Raw genomic sequence first — 25123 nt, forward strand, 5'->3', positions numbered from 1 at the left:
GTTAAAACTAATGCATGGCATCGTTATATTGTTTAGCTAGGCTTTCTTTTTGCCCCTCAGTTAGGGCTTTACCCGCTAATTGAAATACCTCATGCTCTTCTTCATCTAAATGGTGATGTACTAAGTGGTGCAGTTTTTTAGCTGCAACTAACCACGCCGATGAACTCATTTCGGTGTCTTCAAGTTGTTCTATTAGTTCGTCAATTTCATGATGCTCGGCAACGCTGTGGCGTGCTTTTTCATGTGTTAAATCTTCAAACATAAGTGGGTTATAAAAATAACGCTCTTCAAATTTTGCGTGATCTTCTAATTCGGTTTTTAGCTTGTCCATTAGCTTGTGGCGTTCAGTGGTATCGCCGTGCGTTTGAATAAGAGCATCTACTAACTCGCGTTGTTTGTCGTGATCGTGACGTAGTGCTTCAAAAATATTCATAACTCTTTCCTTGCTGTAATTGCTTTACAAACTTAAAAGCAAGCGAAGTGCCAAAGTTTAAGCTGTTGATATATATGAATTAAATGAATTATAAATGCTTGCTATAGAATTGCTCTGTAACTTTTACACATAAAAAGCTGCAATTTTTTCAGATTAAAAGAAGAAGGTTGCTTATCACGCTACATAAGCTTACATATTTTTACTGGTTGGGTATTTTAAAGGGGTGTTAAAGTGGCGCATTATTTAGGTACGAGTTGAAAATACTCGCCTTATATATTTTTTATAAAACTTTAGATATTAGGATAGTTTAAGGATGAACTTAAAAAGCCCCACTACAGCATTAATATTGTGTGTGTTATTAAATGCATGTACTACAGCATCGCATTACAGTAGCCGTTTATGTAGAGAAGAAGCTGAAATGACCGAGCTAAAGGGAATTCAAACAAGCTTAAAGGTTTACAATGAATGTATTAGCGCTCAAATAAAAAAGGATGCTAAAGACGACGCTTTTGTAGATGAAGTAGGTGTGTTTTTTATTGATCTACTTGTTTTGATAACCGACTAACTAAGCAAACTTACAGCTATAATCTAAAGCAAAAGGGTGCATAAAATAGGATGGATGATGAAAGCGGTTTTAGCTTTATTATTGCTGAGTATATTTTTAACGGGCTGTGCGGCAAAGCCTTATGCGGGCTCTGCAAAATGTATGGAGCAAGCTGATATAGCTTATGAAACCAATATACATAAAAATGAGCCGCTAAATAATGAATGCAAAGCTACAAAAGTAAATACGCCTAATAAAGAGTTTGAGAATCATAGTATTGTTGATAGAAGTCTTTTACAGCTAATTGTTAGTTTTTTAAACGGTATATTTAGATAATTAAAATACAATTAAATAAGGTATGTATGCAGGAAGAACTAAAAGCAAAAATTATAGCTGTATGCGATAAAAAAATAGCAGCCAAAGGCGAAAACGTAGGTCTTTCTTTTTACGCTTTTTTTGCAAATAAAAACGACAATCCAGAGCTGCTGATGCAAGCCGCTACGTGGTGGATACACACCCATAAGTTAGATCACTTTGAAAAAGCGATAAAAATAAAACAAATGATTATAGAAGGGCAGTAATAACGTATATTTACGCGATTGCTATTTGGTTTCTGCCATTTTCTTTTGCTTTATAGAGCTGTTGGTCTGCACGTTTAATGAGCTCACTTAGTGAGTCGCTTTTAGCATGACTTATTGCCACACCAGCACTAAAGGTAATGTGTGTTTTACTTGGCAATGCTTCAATATCGCTGCAGTACTGCGCTAACTTATTTTCAAGATTTTTGAAAAAGTTGTTTATTTTATCGCGATTTTGCGTTTTTAAAACAAATAACCACTCTTCGCCGCCATAGCGTCCAAACTTGTTAGTAGTATTTAGAGTGTCTTTTGCTGCTTGAGCAAAGTTTATAAGTACTAAATCTCCTATATCGTGGCCAAATTTGTCGTTAATAGCTTTAAAGTAATCTAAATCGACAATAGCTATTGCTAGGCTCTGCTGGGATAAGCACTCATCAGCTTTTTGTAGTATGCCACGTCGGTTTAAGCTGTTAGTTAGGTAGTCGGTTAATGCTATAGCATGGTATTTTTTACGTTGGCGCATTTGTCGGTAAAATAAAAATAGCGATACGATCACCACAATAAAGGCAATAGATGCACTTAACCGCCAAATTATTTTTTGTTGGTGTTCTTCTGTTGCTTGCAATTTGTTTATGTTTTTTTCGTATTCTAGCTGTAAAATCTTGTCTTCTTTTTCTTTTACTTCAAATTTAACCTGCAAGGTTTTTATATTGGTTTCGCTGGTGGCTTCGTAATGTTTTATTGTATAAGCAAGCTCATCTTCAATGGCGTTAAAGGCATCCTCGGTGTAGTTAAGTTGACGCTTTAATTTATAGCGTTTGCTTAAAAAATCAGCCTTATAAATGCTGCGACTAAATTTATCGAGATTTAAAAATACCTCGTCGTTTACTTGGTTGGCTTTATTTAATAAATTTTGTTTAATGTAAATGTCTGATAATAAAATCATTGAGGCTAAATGCATATCGTTAATGCCGGCGGAGCTTGCAAGTGCAATGTTTTTGTTTGCGAGTATTAAAGCCGTATCGTAATTACCCTGCAGGTATTGAATATTTGCAATAGAATATTGAGCAAAGGCTAACCCTTTTTTCATATTCACTTTACTAAAATAAGCCAGCGCTTTATTTAAGTATACAAGCGCGTTTTTAGGCTGACCGACCTCTAGTAATACATTTCCTAAGCTCCAATAAGCCTTTGCAGTAAATAGACCATCGTTTGTTTGCTCGTAGGCATCGACCGCTTTTTGGGCATAATAAATGGCTTTTTCTTTATCATCTTTGTAGAGGTAGTTATAAGCGTCGGCAATTTTTCTGAAAAAGTAGCCCTGCGAGGCTATGTCTTCTTCTTTTATAGCAAGCTCTAACCCTATTAATGCTGCGCTTAATGTTTTTTTAAGTTCGTCGGTTTCGGTGTAGTAATAGGCCATAGCCCGAAAAATAATAATTTGCTCGTTAGGAGCGAGTTGTTTTACCTGGATTTGAAGCTGCTTAGCAAGCGATTGCGCATTACTTAGCTCTTTGTTAATTGCATAAAGCTTAAGCTGAACCTCTAAAAGTAGCAGGTGACTACTTTTATAATTAATAAGATCAGTATTATTTAAGTACTCAAGTAAATGAGTACTCAGTGCGGTGTATTTTTCTTGTCTAAAAAGTAGCTCTGAATATAAGGCTGCCGCTTCAAGGTGCAACTGTTTGTGCTTTGTATGTTTAGTGACATTATAAGCGTAGGTTAGCTCTTTTTGGTGCAAAAGGTAATCTAGCTTGTTGGATTTTATATCAGCCAGCAGGCTTTGGATTGATTTTATATCAGATGAAATTAGTGAAGAACTATTAGCAAATGATGAGTAACTGGTAATTAAAAATAAAACGAGCCCGAACAAGCAAAGGCATAACGGGTTAATTTTTGTTATTGAATTGTTCGTCATTTATTGTTTTCTGAATTAAAACTTAAATCTAATTGGCTAACTATAGCATTGCTTGTAAATAATAAGTTAATACTTTATTCGGTCAGTCTCATCGCGAACATTAAATATAGCCTTATCTCGCAAATAAGTATGGGATTTACTAAATAATAGACATGATACCCATCTAAAAATAATAGTCATGACACCCATCTAAAAACTAATTTAGACACCTACCTAAATAATAAAAAGACACCCATTAGATAATTGTATAAAACACTGGTTCAAACTACGCTTTAGATTAAATGATAAACAGGGTTTTGTAATGGCTATTGCTCGTAAGCGCCAAATAAGTTTGGCAGATACAAAATATTATCACTGTATTTCCCGTTGTGTTCGCCGTGCCTATTTGTGTGGTGAAGACCCCTTTACTGGGCAAAGTTATGCGCATCGAAGAGAATGGGTAGAGGAAAAGCTTATCACCCTCGCAAAGGTTTTTTGTATAGATGTATGTGCATATGCCGTTATGAGTAATCATACTCATATAGTGTTGCATGTAGATGATAATAAGGCGAATAGGTTAAACGATAGAGCAATAGCAATTCGTTGGCAGAAGCTTTTTAAAGGCACTGCTATCACACATAAATTTACAAGTGGTGAGAAGCTATCGGCTACCGAGCGTTGGTTTTTAAACGAAAGCATAAAACAGTACCGTGAACGATTAAGTAGTATTAGTTGGTTTATGCGTGTATTGAATGAAAATATTGCAAGGCGAGCTAACAAAGAAGATGGCTGCACAGGCCGGTTTTGGGAAGGACGGTTTAAATCTCAAGCGTTACTAGATGAAGCTGCTTTGTTAGCGTGCATGGCATATGTAGATTTAAACCCAATACGCGCCAAAGCGGCTGTCACGCCTGAGGGTTCGCACTTTACAAGCGTAAAACAACGCATACAATTAATTGCTTCTAAAAGCGACCAGTCGTTAAAAGTTAAGCAGCCAAAACAGTTATTACGCTTTGCGGGTAAACCCAAAAAATACATGCCAAAAGGTTTACCATTCGAATTAAAAACATATTTAGAGTTAGTTGAATTAACAGGCCGGTGTGTTCGTGCTAATAAAATAGGTTTTATTGCGCATTCAACACCTGAATTATTGATACGTTTGAATATAGCGCCAGAGAACTGGTTAAAACTTACAACTAAATTTGGCAACATTTTTCATGGAGCGGTGGGGCGTATAAGTTCATTAGATAGCTATTGTAAACATCAAGCTATTAAGCGAAGGCCTAGCTATTCAAACAGTAAAAAATTATTAGCCTAATAAAACCATTAAATAAATAGTATGTCACTTAGCTTTGCTGAGCTTTTACGCTGCGTTAAGTTTCTTAATGGCCATAAGATTACGATAAAAAGCTCAAGTCTATAAATTTAAACATCTCTATTACCACTCAACATCTCAACATATAGCCCCAACCAAATATTTCTCACTACATTGTTTGTTATAAATAATTAGAGTGGGTGTCATCATATTATTATTTATATTTGAACTCGAGGGCTTTCCTCATCTTAATTTTATAATGGGTGTCATAGTTATTATTTTTTAAATTTTAAGATGGGTGTCAAAGTAATTATTTTGTATAAATCTGTATTGGTTGACATGTAGAATGAATGCTCTACAATATTGAGTAGAGCATTCATTCTACACAGGTTAAATACTATGCTAAAACAAGAAATAGCAGCTGCGCTTGAGGTGGCTTTTAGTCAACATGGTTTTGCTGAGCCAAGCGTAGCTAAGCTGCAAAAGCTCAGTGGCGTTAGTTTGCGCACTCTCTATAAATACTATCCGTCAAAGCAGGCAATGATCATTGCTGCGCTAGAGTACCGCCATAATCGCTATATTAATTTTTTACTCAAAGATGTGCCGGCTCCGGGCTTAGAGGCGGTTTTGCACATGTTTGATCAGCTAAAAGGGTGGATGGTGGAATTTGCGCCTAACGGCTGTTTATCTATCAATGCGCTGTCGGCGTTTCCTGAGGATGAAGCTATTAGCCATGCGGTGCAAACTCATAAAAATGACGTAAAAAAACTGCTAGGTGAGCAAGGGTTAAATTCATCATTGGCTAGTAGCCTGTTTTTGTTACACGAAGGCGTGTCGAGTGCGTGGCCAGTTATGGGCGATGAGGCGGTAACATCAGCAAAAAACAGTATTCTTAAATTAATATAATGGAGCTATTAATGGCAAATTTACCTACTACAATGCATGGCGTACAGCTTACCGAACATGGCGATTTTGATGTATTAAAGTATGCAACTAACTTACCGCTGCCAACGCTTGCACAAACCGATGTACTAATAAAAGTTATGGCGGCGGGTGTTAATAACACCGATCTTAATACTCGCACAGCTTGGTACGCTAAAAAACAAAGCAGTAAGGACGATGCAAGTTGGTCTGGTGATGCGTTTGTTTTTCCACGTATTCAGGGAGCAGATGTGTGCGGTGTGATTGTGGCTGTTGGTAAAAACGTAGATCCAAACCGTATTGGTGAGCGAGTAATAGTTGAGCCATGTTTAATTAAAGCTAACGGCGAAACACTAAAAGCACCGTGGTACTTTGGCTCAGAGTGCGATGGTGGTTTTGCACAGTTTACGCGCGTTGACACTATTCATGCGTATAAAATTAATAGTAACTTTAGTGATGCTGAGCTGGCATCTTTTCCGTGCTCATATTCTACAGCCGAAAACATGCTATTTCGCTCAAACCCACAGCCAAGGGAAACTGTTTTAATTACGGGGGCCTCGGGCGGGGTTGGCTCTGCGGCGGTGCAATTAGCTAAAGCGCGTGGTGCTTTTGTTATTGCTATTACAAGTAAAAGTAAGGCACAGCAGCTTGAAGAGTTAGGTGCCGATAAGGTTATATTTCGTGAAGATGATTTAATTCAAGCTATAGGTAAAAACAGTGTTGATGTAGTCATTGACCTCGTTGCTGGCGAGCAATGGCCGACGCTTTTGGAAGTATTAAAGCCAAAAGGGCGTTATGCGGTGTCGGGCGCTATAGGCGGGGCATTAGTAGAGCTTGATATACGTACTTTGTACTTAAAAGATCTAACTTTTTTTGGCTGTACAGTTATAGAGCCTGAGGTATTTAAAAGCTTAGTTAACTTTATTGAACAAGAAAAAATTAAGCCCATAGTGGCGCAAACATTCCCACTGAGTGAAATTGTTACGGCGCAAAAGGTGTTTGCACAAAAACTACACGTAGGAAAAATTGTACTAACCATCCCCCATAACGAATAGCAGTTTAAACAACACAGCCCGTTACAAAGTTAACGGGCTTATTAGTTGTAACGAGTTTATAAGCTTTTTTTAGGCGGTAAAGCCACGTTTGCAAATATGAGCCCTGCTACAAGCGACATAAATATTAAAAACGTTTGCTGGCCTATATGTTCAGCATAAACAAAATCTTGGCCTTCAATAAGCGAGTTTAAGCCAATATAAGTTTTACTGCCGGGTACCAGTACAATTAAGCCCTGCATGGCAACAATGGAGGCTGGGGCATTTGCAACGCGATTAAATAAGTTACTAAATACACCAACCGAGAGCGCACCAACAAATGTACCTAACGTATAATCAAGGTACATTGCTGAGCCAATACTCGTGCCATAGGCTATAAAACCAGATGCGATAGACCAGCCCGCATGCTTAATTTTAGTTCTAAATATAACAACTAAGCTGCTACAAAGCAGAAGTATTGCTAGCCAAGCAGTCCATTTAGGAAGAGGCTCAGGTTGCACAAAGTCTGCTTGGCCGAAAATGGCAAAGCCAATGCCTATGCCAATAAATGCACCAAAGTACAATTTAAACAATAGCATAAACGAGTCCATTACCCGCGCAGTTCCCGACACCAAATGCCTAGCTGCAAGTTCGGCTAAACCAAGTGCAAGGGCTAGGCCTGGTATAAATACAATAATGGCTGAAAGCACCACTAAACGTATATTAATTTCGGGGGTTATATACACACTTACCGCACAAGCTAATATAGCTGAAATAATGGCTACAAGTGGCTCAAGCATATGTGCAACACGTTTAGAGCGACTTGACCATAACACAAATAAATATACAACTAAGGTGAGTAACCCAGACCAAATAACGTCTGTCCAACTGGTGCCCATTAACATAGCAAACGCGCCACCCGACGTTGCAAACGCAATACCGGTTACGAGTTTGTTGTACGGATTTGGCATGTCGTAAATGGCATCAAGCTGGGCATCAACCTCTTGTAAAGTGAGCTTGTCGTCGAGCATTTGATTTACCAAATCGTCGGTATCGGCTAGTGAGCCTAAGTCGTGATCGCCCGGGTCTACGCGTGCCACGTGGGTGTATTCGTCTTCGTGGCCATCAGTCCAAATTACAAACGTTACTGAAGTTGGCGACATAACAAAAGACGATTTAAGCCCTAAGTAGGTGGCCACTTCCATTAAGTGTGCTTCTAAACGGTACGCAGGGGTGCCGTACTTGTGTAGCATTTTACCTAATTTAACGATAAATTTGCGCTTTTCAGTAAAGGTTGCAGTTTTCAAATCTTGTATGGACCAGTGAGTAAATAAATTAGCTAAAAGTATAGGCTAAAACGCCCATTTGTAATGGGCGCGATTTTAAACACAAATTTGTAGGAGTCTAGTCATTTTTAATCTAATTTTTTATTTTTTTCAGCAATCCATTGCGCCATATATTGCGTACTGCGCATAGTATGGTGTTTTAACATTTGTCCTGTGAAGTTTTTTTCCCTGTGCGCTTTTAAATCCTTGCTTATTGAGTCAATTTTATTAATTAACCCCGTGCTTAATTTTACTTTGTCGTACAGGGTATTAAGTAGTGTTTTGCCAGCTTGTTGCGCGTGTTCAAAATCGGCTTGATTGGTGTAAAGCTCAACGGCTGCATTTGCAAAATCGTCGGTATTATTAGCCACTTTACCAGGCCAAAGTAAATCGTTGTGCATTCCCTCTGCACCAATATTAGTGGTAACGCTGGGCGTTTGCATTATCATCGCTTCTAGCAGCTTGCCTTTTATACCTGCGCCAAAACGAAGCGGTGCTAAACACACGCGCGCGCTTTGCATTACCTCATAGGCGTCGTCGGCCCAGCCTTTTATTAAAAACCCTGTTTTAGGGTTATTAAGTGCAGTTGCTTTTGGGGGCGGATAAGAGCCATAAATGTGTAGCTCGGCTTTTGGTAGTTGCTTGCGAATAAGCGGCCATATTTTTTGTAAATACAGCACGGCGTCCCAGTTGGGGGCATGTCTAAAGTTACCTATGGTCATAAAGTGCGCGCGTTCATCAAAGCTTTTTGTGGTTTTAGGTAATGCACTTAAATCGACCATAAACGGTAAATGGTGTAATAAGCTTGGTTCGACCTTAAATACACTATTGAGCAATTCCATTTCGTAGCTTGAAATAATTAAGCTGAGGTCGCAGCGCAAAATAGCCGCTATTTCGCGTTTTGCTATGTCGGAATGTAAATCGTTGGTGGTAAACTCGCGCTCGCCTTTATGCGCTTCGTGGCGCGCATTTCGTAGGCATTGTAAATCTTCTGTATCGAGAATTTTAATGGCATTAGGGCAATGTTTGTCTACACGCCAGCCAAATTGCTCTTCCATCATAAAGCGGTCAAACATCACTATATCTGGATTGTACGCTTTAACGTACTCATCAAAGCTTTCGCAGTTTAGGGCTATGCTTTGGCTGGTAATACCGTACTCGTCTAGGTTTACCATGTGCTCGGTGCGTTGTGCTGGGGTGGCAAATTCTACTTGCCAATTTTGCGCTTTAAACGCGTTTAATAACGACATCATGTGCGTACCCGCAGCAGACGAATTTGGTTCTGGCCATACGTAACCAATTACCAGCACTTTTTTCATTACGGTGTTTCTCTAATTTGAAGGTTTACATTTACCAGCGTTTTTACTGGTGCTGTGTGTGTTTGGAGTTGTTCTTGCAGCACTAAAATACTGCGCTTAGCAAGCTCTTGTGTGCTTATATTAGCGCTAGTAAAGCGAGGCTGCATTTCGGTAATATCAGGAATATGTAAGCAACTCACTATACTGTTTTTTAAATGCGGGGCGGCGCTTAAAACGCCATGTGCAATAACAGTGTTAGCGCATACTACCGCGTCAATACTCGGCTTATTAAGTAATGTGTTACTAAATACTTGCTTAGCATGTAATGGGGTGCTTTTTGTGCACGTAATTGCAGGCTCGGGGGTTATATTGTGTTTTTGACACGCGCTATTAAAGCCACTTAATAAAGCCTGTGCCGATAAGCTTTCATCCCCTATAAACAGCATGTTTTTAGGCGACTCATTTATTAGCTGCAATGTGACTAGGTGGCTTGCTTTAGTGTAGTCGGGCAAAACACACGGGGCTGAGCTGTAGGCCACTTCGTGCATTAGGCTAATGACAGGGTAGGCAGTAGTAAGGTTGTCGAGCCACTGTGCACAGGTATTTTCCACAGGGCAAATTATAAATGCAGCTACTTTGTATTCTTTTAAATTATTTATTAGCTGCGTTTGGCGCTCTACGCTGTTGTTACTACTAACAATAATGGCTTGAAAAAAAGCCTCGCTTAAAGCCTGCTCTATATTTTTAGCAAGCAATGCCATAAGCGGGTTTGTTAAATCGTCAATTACTACAACCACTAAGTTAGTGCGCCCAGAGCGCATAGCTGCAGCATCACGATTATACACATAGCCTAGCTCTTCAATGGCTTGTAACACTTTTTGTTTGCTTTTATCGGCTACCTTATTGCTGTGCGTAAGCACCAGCGACACAGTCGATTTAGACACCCCCGCGTGGTGAGCAACATCAAAAATAGTGACCGATTTAGCTTTATTAGGCATGGAATTTTAAGCGCACAGTAATGAGTAAATAGCTGCGTAGTGTAGCGTATATAATGCATTTAAGTCATCTTTTAGCCCTGCAATTTAAAGCTTAATACTTTATGAACAGGGCAAAACATGTTTATATACCTTTTATAATCTTAAAAATAACAAAAGGATAAAAACATGAACGCATTTAGGCTGTTAGTTGCCTTTATTTGTTGTGTTGTAATAATGCCAAGCAGTTATGCTGAGCAAGGCTATCAAACACCTTCGCCAGAGCTTGCTGCTGTGGTAGATGCCAAATTAGCACCGACTAGTTTTTTATCGAGCGATGGCCAGTGGCTTGCTTTATTTGAGCGAAAGCGCGTAGTAACACTAGATGAGCTTGCCAAAGATGAGCTTAAACTTGCAGGTATAAAGCTTAACCCTGCTAATTTTTCACGTTCGCGTGTAAGTGCTAAATACAGCGCTGTTGAGCTAAAGCATGTGCAAAGCGGCACCGTTATTAATATTAACAATTTACCAAACGGTATTATTCGCTCGCCTAAATGGTCATCTAATAGTAAATATTTAGCGTTTGTTGTAGAGCAACAAAACCAAGCAAATTTATGGCTTTACAGTGTAGAGACAAAGCAAGCAAAAATACTCTCAAACGCAGCGCTTAACTCGGTTATTACCGCTACGCCCTACCAATGGCTGCCCGATAGCAGCGCACTGGTTGCAAATTTAGCGGTTAATATAGGTAAGCCCGCGCTTAAAAACAGTAGTCAAAATGTAGTGCCTGTTATACAGCAAAGCACAGGCGAAAAAGCCCCTGCGCGTACCTATCAAAACTTATTAACCAGCCCCTTTGACGAAGCACAGTTTAAATTTTACGGCCAAGGGCAATTAGCTTACGTAACGCTTGATGGCAATACACAAGCTATTGGTAGCCCTGCATTATTTAAGTCATTTTCGGTATCGCCCGATTCAACCAATATATTAGTGGCTGCGATAAACGAGCCGTTTTCGTACCAAGTACCGTACAGCCGGTTTGCGAGTACATGGCAAATATGGGGCATGCGCGGTTATGCATTAGCCGAACTTGTAAAACAGCCACTTGCCGATAACATTCCGCAAGGCTACGACAGTGTTCGCACTGGCCGACGCAACTTTGAATGGCGCGCGGATCAAGGCGCTGAAGTTATTTGGGCCGAGGCGCAAGATGGCGGCGACATGAAAACCGATGTTAAGCACCATGATTATATTTACAGCTTACGTGCGCCGTTTAAACGCGAGCCTAAACTGTTTGCTAAAGTAGAGCGCCGTTTTGCAGGTATTGAGTGGGGTAACCAAAATGTTGCCATGCTTAGCGACTGGCGCTTTAGCGACCGCCAAGTACGTACATTTGTTATTCAACCGCGTAATGCCGATAAAAACCGCGTGCTGTTTTCAGAGCGAAGCTATAACGATGCGTATAAAGACCCAGGTAGCTTTATTTACGAGCGCAACGATTTAGGCGCCAACGTGATTAAAATTGTTGGTGGGCGCTATATGTACCTGCGCGGCAATGGCGCATCAGAGCAAGGTAATATTCCGTTTTTAGACAGGTACGATGTAAAAACAAATAGCAGCAAGCGTTTATGGCAATCACAAGCGCCATACTACGAGCGTGTTCGTGCATTGCTTGACGATGAAGGCGAGCGCTTTATAACTGTGCGAGAGTCTAAAACTGAGCAGCCTAACTTTTTTATTCGTGATTTAGATAATGATACGCTTACCCAATTAACTAATTTTGCTCACCCATACCCTGCATTTAAAGGGGTGACAAAAGAGCAATTACGTTACAAACGCGATGACGGCGTAGAGCTTTCAGGCACACTTTATTTACCACCAGGCTACGACGTAACCCAAGGCCCGTTACCAGTACTTATGTGGGCGTATCCGCTTGAATACAAAGATAAAGCCGTAGCATCGCAAGTTCGCGAGTCGCCTTATGAATTTACTTACATTGGCTATTGGGGCCCAATGCCTTACCTTGCTAAAGGTATTGCCGTGTTTGACGACCCTAAAATGCCGATTGTAGGTATTGATGGCAGTGAACCAAACGATAACTTTAGAACACAACTTGTAGCAAGCGCGCAAGCAGCCGTTGATGTGTTAGTTGATAAGGGTATTGCTGATAAAAACAAAATAGCCATAGCAGGGCACTCATACGGTGCATTTATGGTCGCAAACTTGTTGGCTCATAGTGATTTATTTAAAACCGGTATTGCCCGCAGTGGCGCGTATAATCGCACATTAACGCCGTTTGGTTTTCAAGGTGAAGAGCGCGACTTTTGGCAAGCACAAAGTGTGTACGCTAATATGTCGCCGTTTTTTCACGCAGAAAAAATCAATGAGCCAATGCTGATGATTCACGGTCAAGAAGATCCTAATTCAGGCACCTTCCCAATGCAAAGTGAGCGCATGTACGCAGCGCTTAAAGGCTTAGGTAAAGACGCTCGCTTAGTTATGCTTCCTTACGAAGCCCACGGTTACCGCGCACGTAAAAGTTTATTACACGTACTGTGGGAACAAGAGCAGTGGTTAGATAAGTATTTGTTAAATGATACAGCAGAGCCTGTAGAGGTAATTACTGAACCAGAGGCAAGTACTGGGCAATAGTAATAAACATAAGTAAGCAAAACGCGGCTACTTATAGCCGCGTTTTTGTTTTAATACGAGAGTAAATTAATGATTGATGTAGCAGCGCTTGCGGTTTTTATTCCTACCTTCTTTTTTGTATCTATCACCCCAGGTATGTGTATGACCCTTGCCATGACACTCGGCATGAGCATCGGTGTGCGCCGAACCTTATGGATGATGATAGGTGAGCTATTAGGCGTAGCAACCGTTGCCGTTGCTGCGGTACTCGGTGTTGCAAGTGTAATGCTAAATTACCCAGATGCGTTTGCTATTCTAAAGTGGGTAGGCGGCGCGTACTTAATTTATATTGGCGTAAATATGTGGCGCGCTAAAGGTAAAATGTCGGTTAATACACACAGCCCAACCGATGTAAGTAGGCAGTCGCTTTTTACGCAAGGGTTTATTACCGCTGTTGCTAACCCTAAAGGGTGGGCGTTTATGATTTCACTACTCCCACCGTTTATTAATGTTGATCAGGCCGTTGCGCCACAATTAGTGATTTTACTTAGCGTAATTATGGTAACCGAATTTGTAAGCATGTTAGCTTACGCAACGGGTGGTAAAAGCCTGCGTCTGTTTTTAGCCCGAGGCGATAATATTAAATGGATGAACCGTATAGCAGGCAGTTTAATGATGCTTGTAGGCGTTTGGTTAGCCTTAGACTAATAAAAAGAGCCCTAGGCTCTTTTTATATTATGCATATTGCTTTTAACATTTTAATTAGCGCGTGCGTCATTTAACTGCGCTTTTAAAAATGGTGCCGTTTTACTTTTTGGGGATTTAGCGACGCTTTCAGGTTTACCTTGTGCAACTATTACTCCGCCTTCGTCGCCCGCACCTGGGCCTATATCAATAACCCAATCAGTGTTACTGGCTACTTGCATATCGTGCTCAACCATAATGACGGTGTTGCCCGCATCAACTAAGCCATTTAGCTGCGTCATTAGCATAGCTACATCTTTTGGGTGTAGGCCTGTGGTTGGTTCATCTAAAATATAAAGCGTATCGCCGCGCTGTGTGCGTTGCAACTCTGTGGCAAGTTTGATGCGCTGGGCCTCGCCGCCCGAAAGCTCAGTAGCAGGTTGGCCTAAACGTAAATAGCCAAGGCCCACTTGTAAAAGCGCATTGAGCGCACGTAAAATAGCGGGTTCATCGGCAAAAAATGTATGCGCAGACTCAACGGTTAAATTAAGTACATCGGCAATGGTTTTATCTTTATAGGTAATCTCGAGTGTTTTTTGGTTGTAGCGCTTGGCGTTACACACAGGGCAAGGCGAATACACGCTAGGTAAAAATAACAGCTCTACGCTTACAAAGCCTACGCCTTCGCAATTTTCGCAGCGTCCTTTTTTAACATTAAACGAAAAACGGCCTGCGTCGTACTTACGTGCTTTTGCCTCTTTGGTATTGGCAAACAGTTTACGTACGTGATCGAACAAACCCGTATAAGTTGCAAGATTTGAGCGAGGTGTGCGACCAATGGCTTTTTGATCAACCGTTATTAGGCGCTTTATGTGCTCAATGCCCCCAGTTATTTGCCCGCCGGTTGTTATATCGAGCTCTTGCTCGAGCAGTTCGGCTTCATCGGTAGGTATTTGTGGCTGCAATTTTTGCCCTAGTGCATCGTAAACCAGCTCAACAAGCGCTTGGCTTACTAAGCTTGATTTACCTGAGCCAGAGACTCCTGTAACACTTGTAATAACCCCAAGCGGAAATTCTACATTAAGCTTTTGTAAGTTATTACGCTCAACATTTTTAAGCGTAAGCCATGCTTTTGCTGGGCGTTGTTTACCTTGTAATTGAGCTTGCTGAGATTCGTTATTTTTAAATAAGTATTGGCTCGTGTGTGAGCTGCTAATTTGCTTTAAGCCCTCAACAGGGCCGCTATAAACAATATTACCGCCACGGGAGCCCGCATTTGGCCCTACATCAACCACCCAATCGGCATGGCGAATAACACTTACGTCGTGCTCAACTACAAACACTGAGTTACCAGCGGCTACTAGTTCATCTAATGCGGCTAATAAAGCTTGAGTATCGGCAGGGTGTAAACCTGCCGAAGGTTCATCTAACACATACACAACGCCAAATAATTTTGAGCGAATTTGCGTTGCAAGCCTTAAGCGTTGTAACTCACCCGGCGATAACGATGGAGTGGTGCGCTCAAGCGATAAATACCCTAAACCAAGTTTGGTGAGTGCTTCTACGCGTTTAAGAATGTCGCCTGCTATACGCTTTGCAACTATGGCTTTTTCGGGATTTGCAGCGTTACTTTTAGCGGGGTTACTAACGGCAAATCTTAATTTATCTGCCAGCTCATTGAGTGTTAATTGCGAAATCTCACCTATATCACGCCCCGCTACTTTAACCGATAACGACTCTTTTTTAAGCTTTTTACCTTCGCACTGCGGGCATTGTGATATTTGCATATACTGCGATACGCGCTTTTTAGTGCGTGGGCTTTGAGTGCTCGCAAACGATTGTAAAACAAAACGTTTAGCACTTATAAAGGTACCCATGTAGCTAGGGCTTTCTTCATTTTTAATCGCCGCTTGGGTTTGTTCAAGCGTGTACTCAGGAAACACGGGCACTGTGGGTGTATCGTCGGTAAATAAAATCCAATCACGGGCTTTTTTAGGCAGGGTATTCCACGGTTTATTAATATCGTAACCTAACGAGGTGAGAATACGGCTTAGGTTTTTACCTTGCCAAGCTGGCGGCCATGCGGCTATAGCGCGCTCTTTAATTGATTTAGTAGGGTCGGGCACTAACAGCTCTTCGGTTACGTTAAATACACGGCCAATACCGTGGCATTCTGGGCAGGCGCCTTGTGGCGTATTGGGCGAAAACGCATCGGCGTACAGTATGCTTTGCCCATTGGGGTATTCGCCTGCGCGTGAGTAAAGCATTCGCAGCGCGTTAGAAATAGTGGTCACACTCCCTACCGATGAGCGTACCGAGGGTGCACCACGTTGTTGTTGCAGGGCTACCGCGGGTGGCAGCCCTTCAATTGAATCTACATCAGGCTCGTCTACTTGGTCTATTAATCTGCGTGCATAAGGGGATACCGAATCAAGATAGCGATGTTGCGATTCGGCAAACAATGTTCCAAAGGCGAGCGATGATTTACCCGAGCCTGATATACCGGTAAAAACAACAAGTGAATTACGGGGCAAGTTTACATCCACATCTTTTAAGTTATGAACACGCGCGCCTCGTACTTGAATGCTGTGCTCTGGGTTTAATAAAGCCGATTGCGCGTTACTAACCTCATGTGAATTTTTAGGTGTGGTTGCCATGTAATTTACTCCTGTTTAATAACCGTGTGTTTATTAACGTGCCGCAAAGTATTAATACTAATGGGGTGACACTGAATGAGGGCTTAGTTAATTTACTGAGCTTTTAATAGAGTGTTTACATAATAGGTAAAAACTGCGAGTATAAATTTTAATCAAGCATCTAAATTTAAAAGGACTTTAAGTGTGGCAAAAATTGTCTTTAGCTTATTATTTTTATTAATACTTTGCGCCAATGTGTTTGCAGCGCAAAATAATGTACTAAACGTAGACCGAGCCATACCAAATAGTATGCAGTTGTCGTTTCCAAACGATAACAATATAACGCCTAAAAAGTCTGACTTTTCAATTGTAAACTATGTACTTATGAGCAACGAAGAAGGGGAGCGTTGGGCGGTTATTACCCTTACTAATTTAGCCTCTGGCAAGCGTGAACTTAATCAGGATCATTTATTAGCGCTGTTTGCAGATGGCAGCAGGCTAACACCCAATGAATTTAAGTTAGGCTTTAATGGCAACCAAACACAGTCGGTAACGGTATCGTTTGCGGAATATAAGTTTCCTATTTTAAGTGTGTATTCGAGCAATGATCAGTAACGCATTTTTAGATACGTTAAATGTGTAGTAATTGCTTTAGTTTATCGGCACCGGCTCTGCTTGTGCTTAGCTCAGATTTAATATCATCATTTACAATCACCATTAGCTTACCGTTAAACCAACGTTGTATTTCTTTAATGTGGTCAACGTTAACCAAATAACTTCGATGAATTCGCACAAAGTTTTTTGCTACTAAGGCATGTTCAAGCTGGTCGAGCGTATCGCTTAAATGATGAAATGTGTCGCCATTCCATGCCAAACTATTACCTTGCTCCGATTTAATAAATTTAATGTCACCTGGGGAGAGTAAAAATATACGCTCACCACTTTTACTAATTAACTTATTTAATGTGTTTTCGGTTAATGCAAAGGTTTGCTCGTGTTCTTGGCTGTTAACTTGGCTGTTAACTTGGCTGTTAACTTGGCAGTGGGCACGCTGTTGCTCAAGTTGCTGCTGCGCTTTGGCGAGTGCTTTTTTTAACCGAGCAATAGGAAAAGGTTTTAGTAAGTAATCTGTTGAGGCGTTCTCGAATGCTTCAATCGCAAATTGGTCATACGCGGTTGTGTAAATAATAATGGGCTGGTAGTTAAGTAAATCAATAAGTTCTAAGCCGTTAATTTCAGGCATTTGTATATCAAGTAATACCACATCAGGTTTTAGCTCATTTATTAATGTTATGGCCTCTTTACCATTTGTAGCCATACCCACTACATCAACATGCTCCATTAAGCTTAATTGATGGCTTAATTTTTCGCGAGCGGGAAGCTCGTCATCAGCAAATAATACACGCATTTTAGCGACTGTATTTGGCTGGCTTTTATTGCTCATAGTGTTAGCTCCAACGTAACCACTGCACCATTATTATTGCTGAGGAATACCTTACTTTTGCCAAGTTGTTTAACGCGTTTTAATATGTTTTTCATCCCTACACCACTGCCATGGCCGTGTTTTATTACCTCGCTCGAAAACCCTTTACCATTATCGCTAATTTGTATTTTAACGCCGTTAGGCAGCTCACTGAGCGTTATATTAAGTATTAACGACGTTTGTTTGGCGTTATGTTTAATGGCGTTTTCAATTATGGGCTGAATAAGCAGCGGTGGTAGCGATATGTTTTTAAGCGTACTAGGAATGTGGTAATTAACCTGAAGCTTATCGCCAAAGCGTGCTTTTTCAATATTTAGGTACTTTTCTATTATTGTCAGCTCTTGTTGTAAAGGTATTTGCTGTTGCTCGGCAGTATCAAGCGAGTACCTTAAAATATCAGCCAGTTCATGCAGTACTTCATCGGCTAAATCGGGCTTTGTATGAATATAAGCCGAAATTGTATTTAAGCTATTAAACATAAAATGTGGGTTTAACTGGTAGCGCAATGTAGCAAGTTGGGCTTGTTTAAGTGCGTGTTTTTCGGCTGTTGCGCGCTTTTTGCTCTCAATAAAAATACTGGTAAAGTAAATACACGAGCCCCAAAGTAAGCCGTTAAATACAACAAATACCCCCATGGACTTATGCCCTTCAAAAAGCGCTGTGAGCACTGTATCAGTAAGTACATTACCGAGTGCCATAAACATAACGGCAATTACCCATTCAAACGCTATTTTATGAATGTGTTTATTGCGCAGGTAAAAAATAACCGCTGCCGCACTCCACACCGGCACCCAGTAAAAAGTAACAAACCACACGGCGGCTGCGAGTGCACTACCCGCAGTAAAAGGTGTAGAGTTAGCAATTATGAGCCCAATGGCATAAGCAATATCTATTATAAGTAGAATAAAAAAGCTGTATTTATAGAAAGGATGTTTGAGCATAATAGGTGCTTCTTTTTGTAAGTGATTAAACCATAACAAAAAACAGTCAAAACCCAAAGACTTTGTGTTTTGACTGCATCGTATTTAAAAGTAAGTTAGCTCGCTGATTTGTAAAGTATTTTTTAGTGGCTCATTGCTTGTGCCTGGCATTTTACGCCACATTAAGTTAACCCCAGTTAATTGAGTGGCCGACCACGTAACGGGACTACCAAAGCCGAATTGTTTAAAAGTAGAAAAGGGAATATCAAGCGTTGTCCACTCATCCCGCGGCTTTAAAAGTACACTAAAGTGATCCCAATCTTTTACATCACTATGATAAACAGACATAGCAAAAGGCGTGGTTGAACCTTTATAGGTTAATCGAATACCTTTAAATGCAGAGGCATCAACCGGCGATGTAAATTTTATTTCAGCGCCTGCCCACGCGCCAAAGCTGGTTGGTTTTGTAATGGTTGTATCTATGGTTAAGCTGTTTTTATGCGTAGTAAGTGTTGCCACAGACTGACCACCCATAACCGAGTCGCTCAAGGCTTGCCATGGTGTATCACCGGTAAAATCATCAATAACATGCTGCGCTTGGCTGCTTTTTATTACTTCATTACAAGCAGGGCCTTTTGGCTTTATGGCTTTGTTTTGAGCAATAAGCGCTGGGCGGTCTACTTGTATACCTGATTTGTAAACCTCTGAGATAGTGTGAATATGGTTTATATCATCAAGCGGGTTTTGCTTAAGCAGTACAAAGCTTGCCTCAAAGCCTTTAGCCAGCTTGCCAATGCTATTGGCTTTATTAATAGCCTTTGCGCCGTTAACCGTTGCCGCATTAATTATTTCACCATTTGTTAGGCCCGCTTTTTTAAGTGCATCTAACTCGTTGTGTAACCCAGTACCGTGCAGCGTGTAAGGGTTTCCGGCATCAGAGCCTGTGCCAATAATGATATTAGCTTTATGTAATTTTTGTATATTTGTATAAGCGGTGTTACGTTCATCCCACGCGTGCTCTTTCCATTTTGAAGGTGCAGGCACGTTTTCAAACAAACACCCTTGAAGCTTTTCGGGAATGGTTTTTAGTAACTCTTTTTGTGAGCTAATAGTATGATTATGCTTTTCATCGCTATGGTTATGATACACCGCAAGGGTAGGAATGTAGGTTACGTTATGCTTTTTCATAAGCGTAATAAACTCATCATCAATCGCTTCGCTATTAATACCGTGGGCTAAAGCCGTTGCACCCGCTTTAATAGCGCGTTTAGCATCATCTAGTGTAGAAACATGCACAAAATACGGTAAATTAGCAGCCTTAGAGCGCTTACCTAATTCGCTTAACTGGCTATCAGTTAACGATTTACCCACACCGCCAAAGGTTTCTATCACCGCTTTAGTTACATGGGGGTGAGTGCTTATATGTTTTTCCCATAGCGCTTCTATGTCTTCATCTTTTGCAATTTCATAAGCTTGCCCGCCAAACTGCGTGCCATGCCCGCCAGGGTTGGTAAACAAAGTACCTGCGTAAAAAAGGTTAGGGGTCACTTGGGCTTTTTTTAATTGTGCGGCTTCGTTTAGGGTTTGCTCAAACGAAAACAAATCAACAATATTAGTTACGCCTAAATACAAATTAGAATTAAAGTGCGATTTAACCGGCAAATACTGAAACTCAGAAAAGTTACTACCCGATGAACCCAAATGTACATGTAAATCAATTAAACCGGGTATTGCATACTGGTTGTTGGCATTAATAGTATTGTCGGCGTTTTGTAGTGGGTCGCTCGCTTTAGTAATACTTACAATTTTACCGTCATCAATATACAGCGAACTTGGCTTAGAAAAGCTTTGCGAGCTACTTTGGTATAAACGAATGTTGTCGACTCGCAGGTCGATGGCATACGCACTAAAGTGGCTTACTAAACTCAGTGCGATAACTGTTTTTGTAATAATGTTCATGACTATATTCCTTATCAAAATAGGTATTTGGCGTTTTGTTGATAAGAAATTTAGCGAGTTTTTTAACCAGCTTCATTAATGTTTATCTGAATCGACATTATATGAGGTTGAACCGACATAAAAATAAATGGGGGTTGTGGTAGGAGAGGTTAACTTTATAGCATTACTTTGTTTATATGCCTAATATGTAGCTAAAAGTGAAACGAGATTAATCAAGCTTTTACACTTATAATAGTCATGCGCTAGTATAATAAATTATAAAAAAGTCATGGAAGATCAATGAATAGTATAAAGTTAATACTTTTTTCAATTACCTTAGTTTTGGCTCCTTTACAGCTTTTAGCTGAGCAACAGCTCCCTACCCAATTTGATAATAATCGTATAATTTTAATCCCGGAACTTACTAGTGGCAAAAAGCTAAGATTTTTTACAGATACGGGCGGTGGGTGGAATGCCATTTCGAAAGAACTTCACCAGCAATACAATTGGCCAACAATCATAAAAGTAGCTGATGGCGAAGAGTATATCTTGTCAGAAATGCCAAAGTTTAACGCAGAAGCAAAAATACCTGCTGGTGGCATTGAAAACTTTATGGCTGGGTATTTGTTTATAGCCCCTGAAGCAGAACTATCACAAGAGCAACAGTTTGATGGCTTTTTAGGTGGTCGATGGCACGCAGAAAAAATTATTAAAATTGATTATGTAACTGAATCAATGTTCATCCTTGATTCTCTTGATGAGGTTAACTTAAACAAATTCAAAAAAGTAGAATTGGGTTTTCAAAAAGACTCTCAGCAAAAATACACCACAGCATTTCCTAGAATGAGTATTAAAGTTCAAGGAATAGAGTATCAAACGTTGTTAGATACTGGTGCAACATCAACTTTAACCAATAGCGCAAAAAAACAAATACAGAGCAAATCGAATGTAGTTGGTACTTCTTTTATTGCGGCTAGTGTATTTGATAATTGGAAAGCCAGAAACCCAGATTGGGACGTTATCGAAAAAGCCGAACATGGCACCGAGGAAGCTATGATTAAGGTACCTTTCGTTATTATAGCCGAACAAAGTATTGGACCTGTTTGGTTTACAAGAAGAGAGGATAATAACTTTCATGAGTTTATGTCTTCAATGATGGACAAAAAAATTGATGGCGCATTCGGTGGCTCAGGTCTGAAGTATTTTGACTTAGTGATAGATTACATAGACGAGCATGCTTATTTTAAGGCAGGGCTTTAAATTTAAACTCGCTTGAGTGGTTTTTAAAGGCGGTTATGAGCGAATAGCGGTCATTAGAAAATTATTTTACAACACTGATTTTATGTCCACTTGCTATGTGTTTCTCCTATATTCAGGAAAACGACCCATTTGGTCGTTTTTACCATTTTCATAATTTCTATAATGATTAAAAGTTTATCTGTAGCAACAAGTTAGTTAGTGTGATAGAACTGGTATAATGATAAAAATGACCCGCGGCTCGGTAGAAAAACGACCCAATGGGTCGATATTAAATTGTTAAGTGCCAAGAGAAATATTCCAATGCAAAGGTTCTATAAACATAGCTTTTTAGTCTTGGGGTTACTCGGCAGTGCGGCCTTTATTTGGGATGGCTTGTACATTGGGATGTTCGCCAATGACGACGTTTTAGCTACTTACCCTTGGGGAACTGAGCTAGGATGGTCATATGAAAGCAAGTCAAATTACATGGTTAAAGGATTTATTTTGGGTTTCCTGTTTTGGTTACCTTATGTCGGCATAAAATTGTATGAGAAACATGGCACCTAACAAACCAATCAAGGTCGCTCACTCCGTTCGCTGGGACAGTTACTCGCATGCGGCTCCGCAATTTTCGCATGCAAGCAACTGCCCCTTATTGGGGTGTTAGCAGTCGATATGAAATTTCGCATAATTAGAAGCATTGAAGCACATATTATTAAAGATCGTGTACCAACTGAGTACAAGAGCTTAGCGGCAGCTTGTGAATCTCAGTTTTCTGAAAAATGTACTTTGATTACTTTTCCACATAATAGAAAAGATGTGATAAAAAGTAACCTTACAGAAAAAGCATTAGAAAAGATTGGAGAGCCGAGCCAAGATACTTTAATAGTTGTTGGAGGCTGTTTTTCATTAGAATCTGTTGAAAAATTAAAAAAGTACAATGCCGTTTTTCTTGCTCTATCGGAGTTCTCATGGACAGATAAGCGTCACACGTTAATAAAGTCAGGCGAACCTAGGTAGAGTCAACTGCTAAGAAGTCGTTTAAAAGGACAAAAACAGTTGGCTTTTAACGAGTCGTTACGAACGTCCGGAAATGGCACCTTCCAGCCACTCGACAACATAAAATGAGATAATAATTTGCAAGGTATTTTACTGCGTCGGATGGCGCTTCGCTTATCCGGCCTACACTTACACAAGTCGCCTATTTAGATTCTCCCATCGGTAAAATAAAACGCTTATTCAACACTAATACCTTGGCTTAAAAGGTACTTCACTGCTGTATTAGTGTGGGGTTTAAATGCCTTCCAACGGCCAATGGCTTTGTTGTTAAGTGGTTGGCGTACTTGCACTTTACTAGGCGTAGACTCTGGTGCGGTGTTTAAGTGAAAGTCTATACATTGTACTTGCCACTCTAAATTACAAAAGCTAACTAACTCTTTTATTTGCTGCTCGGGCTGTGCGACTAATTCTTCGTATTTTACTAATTTTATATTGCTGTGCAGGGCGCTAAAGTGCTGCATGAGTTTATAAAAGCGGCTATTTAAAAAAGATAAATCCCCCCATACTGGGGGCATTTATCAAATTAGTATATGACCTTAATATAATTACTAGTGATGTTATTTTGAATTGGAAATTACTGGCCACTCGTCAACTAAAATGCCATTACCACAATCGTTGTCTGCATGTATTAAATTAGGTTTTAGATTAACCAACTGTGGGAACGAAATGGTGTAATTGACTTTATAACCGCAAGAGCCAAAAGCAGAATATAAGCGCAGAGACTTTAATTGGTTCCCTATTTCGGTAATTTCAATACTGCCGGTAAGTAAATTAGTTTGCTTTAGCTCCCACTTATTATCAATAAAAGTAGGTTCTGACCAAGTTATGGGGTAAGCCATGTTAGTTAACGTCTTGACATAATAGGTCAAATAACTGTCTTGATATGCTCCAGTGTTGCAAGCTAATGCAAGCAATTTATCACCCGAACTTAGTTTAAAAACTGAAACAAATCGATTGTTATGATGTTCGTCTTTGATAGAACAATTGTCGTTTTTATTTAGTGAGCCAAGAAGCTTTTTTTGAGTTAATAGTTCAAAATCTAGAGGCAACTTTTGACCAGAGGGTATCTGCATTTTTAAGGGGTTATTATTCTTAATATCTGCATTGAGTGAAGCGGCATTAACATGCGAGCATAATAAAAAGATCATAACAAATAAGGTCATATTTAATTTCACCAAGAGTTAGTCCATAAAAGTATATGTGTGTTAAGCTAACGCTACATTTGTTGAGAATAATAACTTTTCAAATTCAAATGTACCTCGTGACGCTTTCAATAGTCGCTCAAAAATTATAGCGTCATTAGCAATCTCTAAAGCGTGATCTTGACCATTAATTATTCTCCTAGCTCCAATATAATTAGAAGTTGCACCTGATATAAATTGGCCTAGCTTCGCTTTAGCAAATAAACCTTCTCGCATGCCATAAGACATTATTGCATAAGCAATTTTATGATTAAGTGCTAGGTCAGGATTTATATAGAGCTTATCTCCTAGCCCTAAAGCATCGCCAACCTTTTTATAATTATAATCCCATGTTAATTGTACATAACCCCTTCCGTAGTATATGTTTTTTTCTACAGTTGAAGTAGTTGGAACATCGTGTACGCTACCATACAGCTTACCTTTTCCTTTTCCCCACTCTTTAATTGGTTTCCAGGTACGTCCGCACTCACGTTTTACTGTCGCTAACATGTAAGCAATCCATCGGATATCGGTAATGTGAGGATCCATTACACACTCAATCAAGAGTTTTTTTAGATCATTAAATGCTTGCTCATTAGGGAACTGCTTTTTATATATTTTAATGAAGTGTTCATAATCAATAACTTGAACTTGATTTAAAAGCGCAGCTTCTTTGTGCTTTTTTAGAAAGTTCTGACTTAATGAGGCTACAAGTGCTTTGTGAGTTAAATCATCAGGTATAACTTTTTTACTTGGGTGTTTATTACCCAATGCAGCGGATTGAAATAGCTTTAGTTGCTCTTCAGTTTTACTACCATAATATCCATCGGGCTTTAGTACTTTTTTACCGAAATACTTTTTTGTGGTACCTAATAAAAGCCTTTGTAGTACTAAAACATCTAGTGGGGCATTCCTAGCACCGTGGCCAACACTATTAGTTAACCTTGTTATATTTACTAAGTTTAGTTCTTTAAATATTAACATTTTAATCCTTTAGTAATTATGCCACTCACTATGTGGCCCCTTCAAGGGA

The 25123-nt window shown here is 39.9% G+C and carries 22 protein-coding genes and 1 pseudogene; 11 read left to right on the forward strand and 12 right to left on the reverse strand.

What is annotated here, in order from left to right:
• Nucleotides 1–7: 7 nt before the first annotated feature.
• Nucleotides 8–433, reverse strand: coding sequence for a hemerythrin domain-containing protein (locus tag AN393_RS04330; RefSeq protein WP_055014489.1), 426 nt, complete (start codon nucleotides 431–433; stop codon nucleotides 8–10).
• Between the two features lie 313 nt (nucleotides 434–746).
• Here AN393_RS04330 and AN393_RS04335 point away from each other — a divergent pair, with 313 nt between their 5' ends.
• The 3 genes from AN393_RS04335 to AN393_RS04345 are packed head-to-tail and all read left to right on the forward strand — an operon-like array spanning nucleotide 747 to nucleotide 1558.
• Entirely contained in the window at nucleotides 747–998 is a 252-nt protein-coding gene (locus tag AN393_RS04335; protein WP_055014488.1) for a hypothetical protein, read from the forward strand.
• A gap of 57 nt (nucleotides 999–1055) precedes the next feature.
• A complete protein-coding gene (locus AN393_RS04340) occupies nucleotides 1056–1313 on the forward strand; it encodes a hypothetical protein (protein WP_055014487.1) in 258 nt (85 codons plus the stop codon).
• Nucleotides 1314–1339: 26 nt separating this feature from the next.
• Nucleotides 1340–1558 carry a DUF6500 family protein gene (locus AN393_RS04345; RefSeq protein ID WP_055014486.1) on the forward strand — a complete coding sequence of 73 codons (219 nt, stop codon included), beginning with the start codon at nucleotides 1340–1342 and terminating at the stop codon, nucleotides 1556–1558.
• A 10-nt stretch (nucleotides 1559–1568) separates the two neighbouring features.
• On the opposite strand, the gene AN393_RS04350 is transcribed toward AN393_RS04345, so the two are convergent.
• On the reverse strand, nucleotides 1569–3476 hold the full coding sequence (locus tag AN393_RS04350) for a tetratricopeptide repeat-containing diguanylate cyclase (protein WP_055017433.1): 1908 nt from the start codon (nucleotides 3474–3476) through the stop codon (nucleotides 1569–1571).
• A 301-nt stretch (nucleotides 3477–3777) separates the two neighbouring features.
• On the opposite strand from AN393_RS04350, the gene AN393_RS04355 reads away from it, so the two are divergent.
• From AN393_RS04355 to AN393_RS04365, 3 genes are all read left to right on the forward strand, one after another.
• A complete protein-coding gene (locus AN393_RS04355; protein WP_055017434.1) occupies nucleotides 3778–4773 on the forward strand; it encodes a transposase in 996 nt (331 codons plus the stop codon).
• Nucleotides 4774–5169: 396 nt separating this feature from the next.
• Nucleotides 5170–5676, forward strand: a complete 507-nt coding sequence (locus tag AN393_RS04360; RefSeq protein ID WP_055014483.1) for a TetR/AcrR family transcriptional regulator — start codon at nucleotides 5170–5172, stop codon at nucleotides 5674–5676.
• Between the two features lie 11 nt (nucleotides 5677–5687).
• Entirely contained in the window at nucleotides 5688–6746 is a 1059-nt protein-coding gene (locus AN393_RS04365; RefSeq protein WP_055014533.1) for an alcohol dehydrogenase family protein, read from the forward strand.
• 56 nt (nucleotides 6747–6802) lie between these two features.
• Here the strand turns inward: AN393_RS04365 and AN393_RS04370 are convergent, their stop codons facing one another.
• From AN393_RS04370 to AN393_RS04380, 3 genes are all read right to left on the reverse strand, one after another.
• A complete protein-coding gene (locus AN393_RS04370; protein ID WP_082422665.1) occupies nucleotides 6803–8029 on the reverse strand; it encodes a threonine/serine exporter ThrE family protein in 1227 nt (408 codons plus the stop codon).
• A 107-nt stretch (nucleotides 8030–8136) separates the two neighbouring features.
• Entirely contained in the window at nucleotides 8137–9366 is a 1230-nt protein-coding gene (locus AN393_RS04375; protein ID WP_055017435.1) for a glycosyltransferase, read from the reverse strand.
• The gene (locus tag AN393_RS04380; protein WP_055017436.1) at nucleotides 9366–10343 is read right to left on the reverse strand and encodes a LacI family DNA-binding transcriptional regulator; all 978 of its coding nucleotides are present in this window, start codon (nucleotides 10341–10343) and stop codon (nucleotides 9366–9368) included. Before AN393_RS04380 ends, AN393_RS04375 begins: the two co-directional genes overlap by 1 nt.
• 165 nt (nucleotides 10344–10508) lie before the next feature.
• On the opposite strand from AN393_RS04380, the gene AN393_RS04385 reads away from it, so the two are divergent.
• A complete protein-coding gene (locus tag AN393_RS04385; protein WP_055017437.1) occupies nucleotides 10509–12971 on the forward strand; it encodes a prolyl oligopeptidase family serine peptidase in 2463 nt (820 codons plus the stop codon).
• A 69-nt stretch (nucleotides 12972–13040) separates the two neighbouring features.
• Entirely contained in the window at nucleotides 13041–13658 is a 618-nt protein-coding gene (locus AN393_RS04390; protein ID WP_055017438.1) for a LysE family translocator, read from the forward strand.
• Nucleotides 13659–13708: 50 nt separating this feature from the next.
• Here the strand turns inward: AN393_RS04390 and uvrA are convergent, their stop codons facing one another.
• Nucleotides 13709–16291 carry an excinuclease ABC subunit UvrA gene (gene uvrA, locus AN393_RS04395; RefSeq protein ID WP_055017439.1) on the reverse strand — a complete coding sequence of 861 codons (2583 nt, stop codon included), beginning with the start codon at nucleotides 16289–16291 and terminating at the stop codon, nucleotides 13709–13711.
• Between the two features lie 183 nt (nucleotides 16292–16474).
• Between uvrA and AN393_RS04400 the strand changes: the two genes are divergently transcribed.
• Complete coding sequence (locus tag AN393_RS04400) at nucleotides 16475–16885, forward strand: hypothetical protein (RefSeq protein ID WP_055014477.1); 411 nt, start codon at nucleotides 16475–16477, stop codon at nucleotides 16883–16885.
• 16 nt (nucleotides 16886–16901) lie between these two features.
• Here the strand turns inward: AN393_RS04400 and AN393_RS04405 are convergent, their stop codons facing one another.
• Genes AN393_RS04405 through AN393_RS04415 form a run of 3 tightly spaced genes read right to left on the reverse strand, consistent with a single transcriptional unit; the run spans nucleotide 16902 to nucleotide 20632 of the window.
• Complete coding sequence (locus tag AN393_RS04405) at nucleotides 16902–17714, reverse strand: LytTR family DNA-binding domain-containing protein (protein WP_055017440.1); 813 nt, start codon at nucleotides 17712–17714, stop codon at nucleotides 16902–16904.
• On the reverse strand, nucleotides 17711–18751 hold the full coding sequence (locus AN393_RS04410) for a histidine kinase (protein ID WP_055017441.1): 1041 nt from the start codon (nucleotides 18749–18751) through the stop codon (nucleotides 17711–17713). Before AN393_RS04410 ends, AN393_RS04405 begins: the two co-directional genes overlap by 4 nt.
• A gap of 27 nt (nucleotides 18752–18778) precedes the next feature.
• Nucleotides 18779–20632 carry a CIA30 family protein gene (locus AN393_RS04415; protein WP_055017442.1) on the reverse strand — a complete coding sequence of 618 codons (1854 nt, stop codon included), beginning with the start codon at nucleotides 20630–20632 and terminating at the stop codon, nucleotides 18779–18781.
• Nucleotides 20633–20911: 279 nt separating this feature from the next.
• On the opposite strand from AN393_RS04415, the gene AN393_RS04420 reads away from it, so the two are divergent.
• On the forward strand, nucleotides 20912–21871 hold the full coding sequence (locus AN393_RS04420; RefSeq protein ID WP_055017443.1) for a hypothetical protein: 960 nt from the start codon (nucleotides 20912–20914) through the stop codon (nucleotides 21869–21871).
• A 654-nt stretch (nucleotides 21872–22525) separates the two neighbouring features.
• The gene (locus AN393_RS04430; protein ID WP_055017445.1) at nucleotides 22526–22870 is read left to right on the forward strand and encodes a hypothetical protein; all 345 of its coding nucleotides are present in this window, start codon (nucleotides 22526–22528) and stop codon (nucleotides 22868–22870) included.
• A gap of 215 nt (nucleotides 22871–23085) precedes the next feature.
• Here the strand turns inward: AN393_RS04430 and AN393_RS04435 are convergent.
• The 3 genes and pseudogenes from AN393_RS04435 to AN393_RS04445 all read right to left on the reverse strand — a co-directional run.
• A pseudogene (locus AN393_RS04435) lies at nucleotides 23086–23391 on the reverse strand (sulfotransferase); the annotation flags it as partial.
• Nucleotides 23392–23466: 75 nt separating this feature from the next.
• Entirely contained in the window at nucleotides 23467–24072 is a 606-nt protein-coding gene (locus AN393_RS04440; protein ID WP_055017447.1) for a hypothetical protein, read from the reverse strand.
• Between the two features lie 42 nt (nucleotides 24073–24114).
• Entirely contained in the window at nucleotides 24115–25074 is a 960-nt protein-coding gene (locus tag AN393_RS04445; protein WP_055017448.1) for a glycoside hydrolase family 19 protein, read from the reverse strand.
• Nucleotides 25075–25123: the final 49 nt, after the last annotated feature.

Source organism: Pseudoalteromonas sp. P1-25, assembly GCF_001401805.1.
Lineage (GTDB): Bacteria > Pseudomonadota > Gammaproteobacteria > Enterobacterales > Alteromonadaceae > Pseudoalteromonas.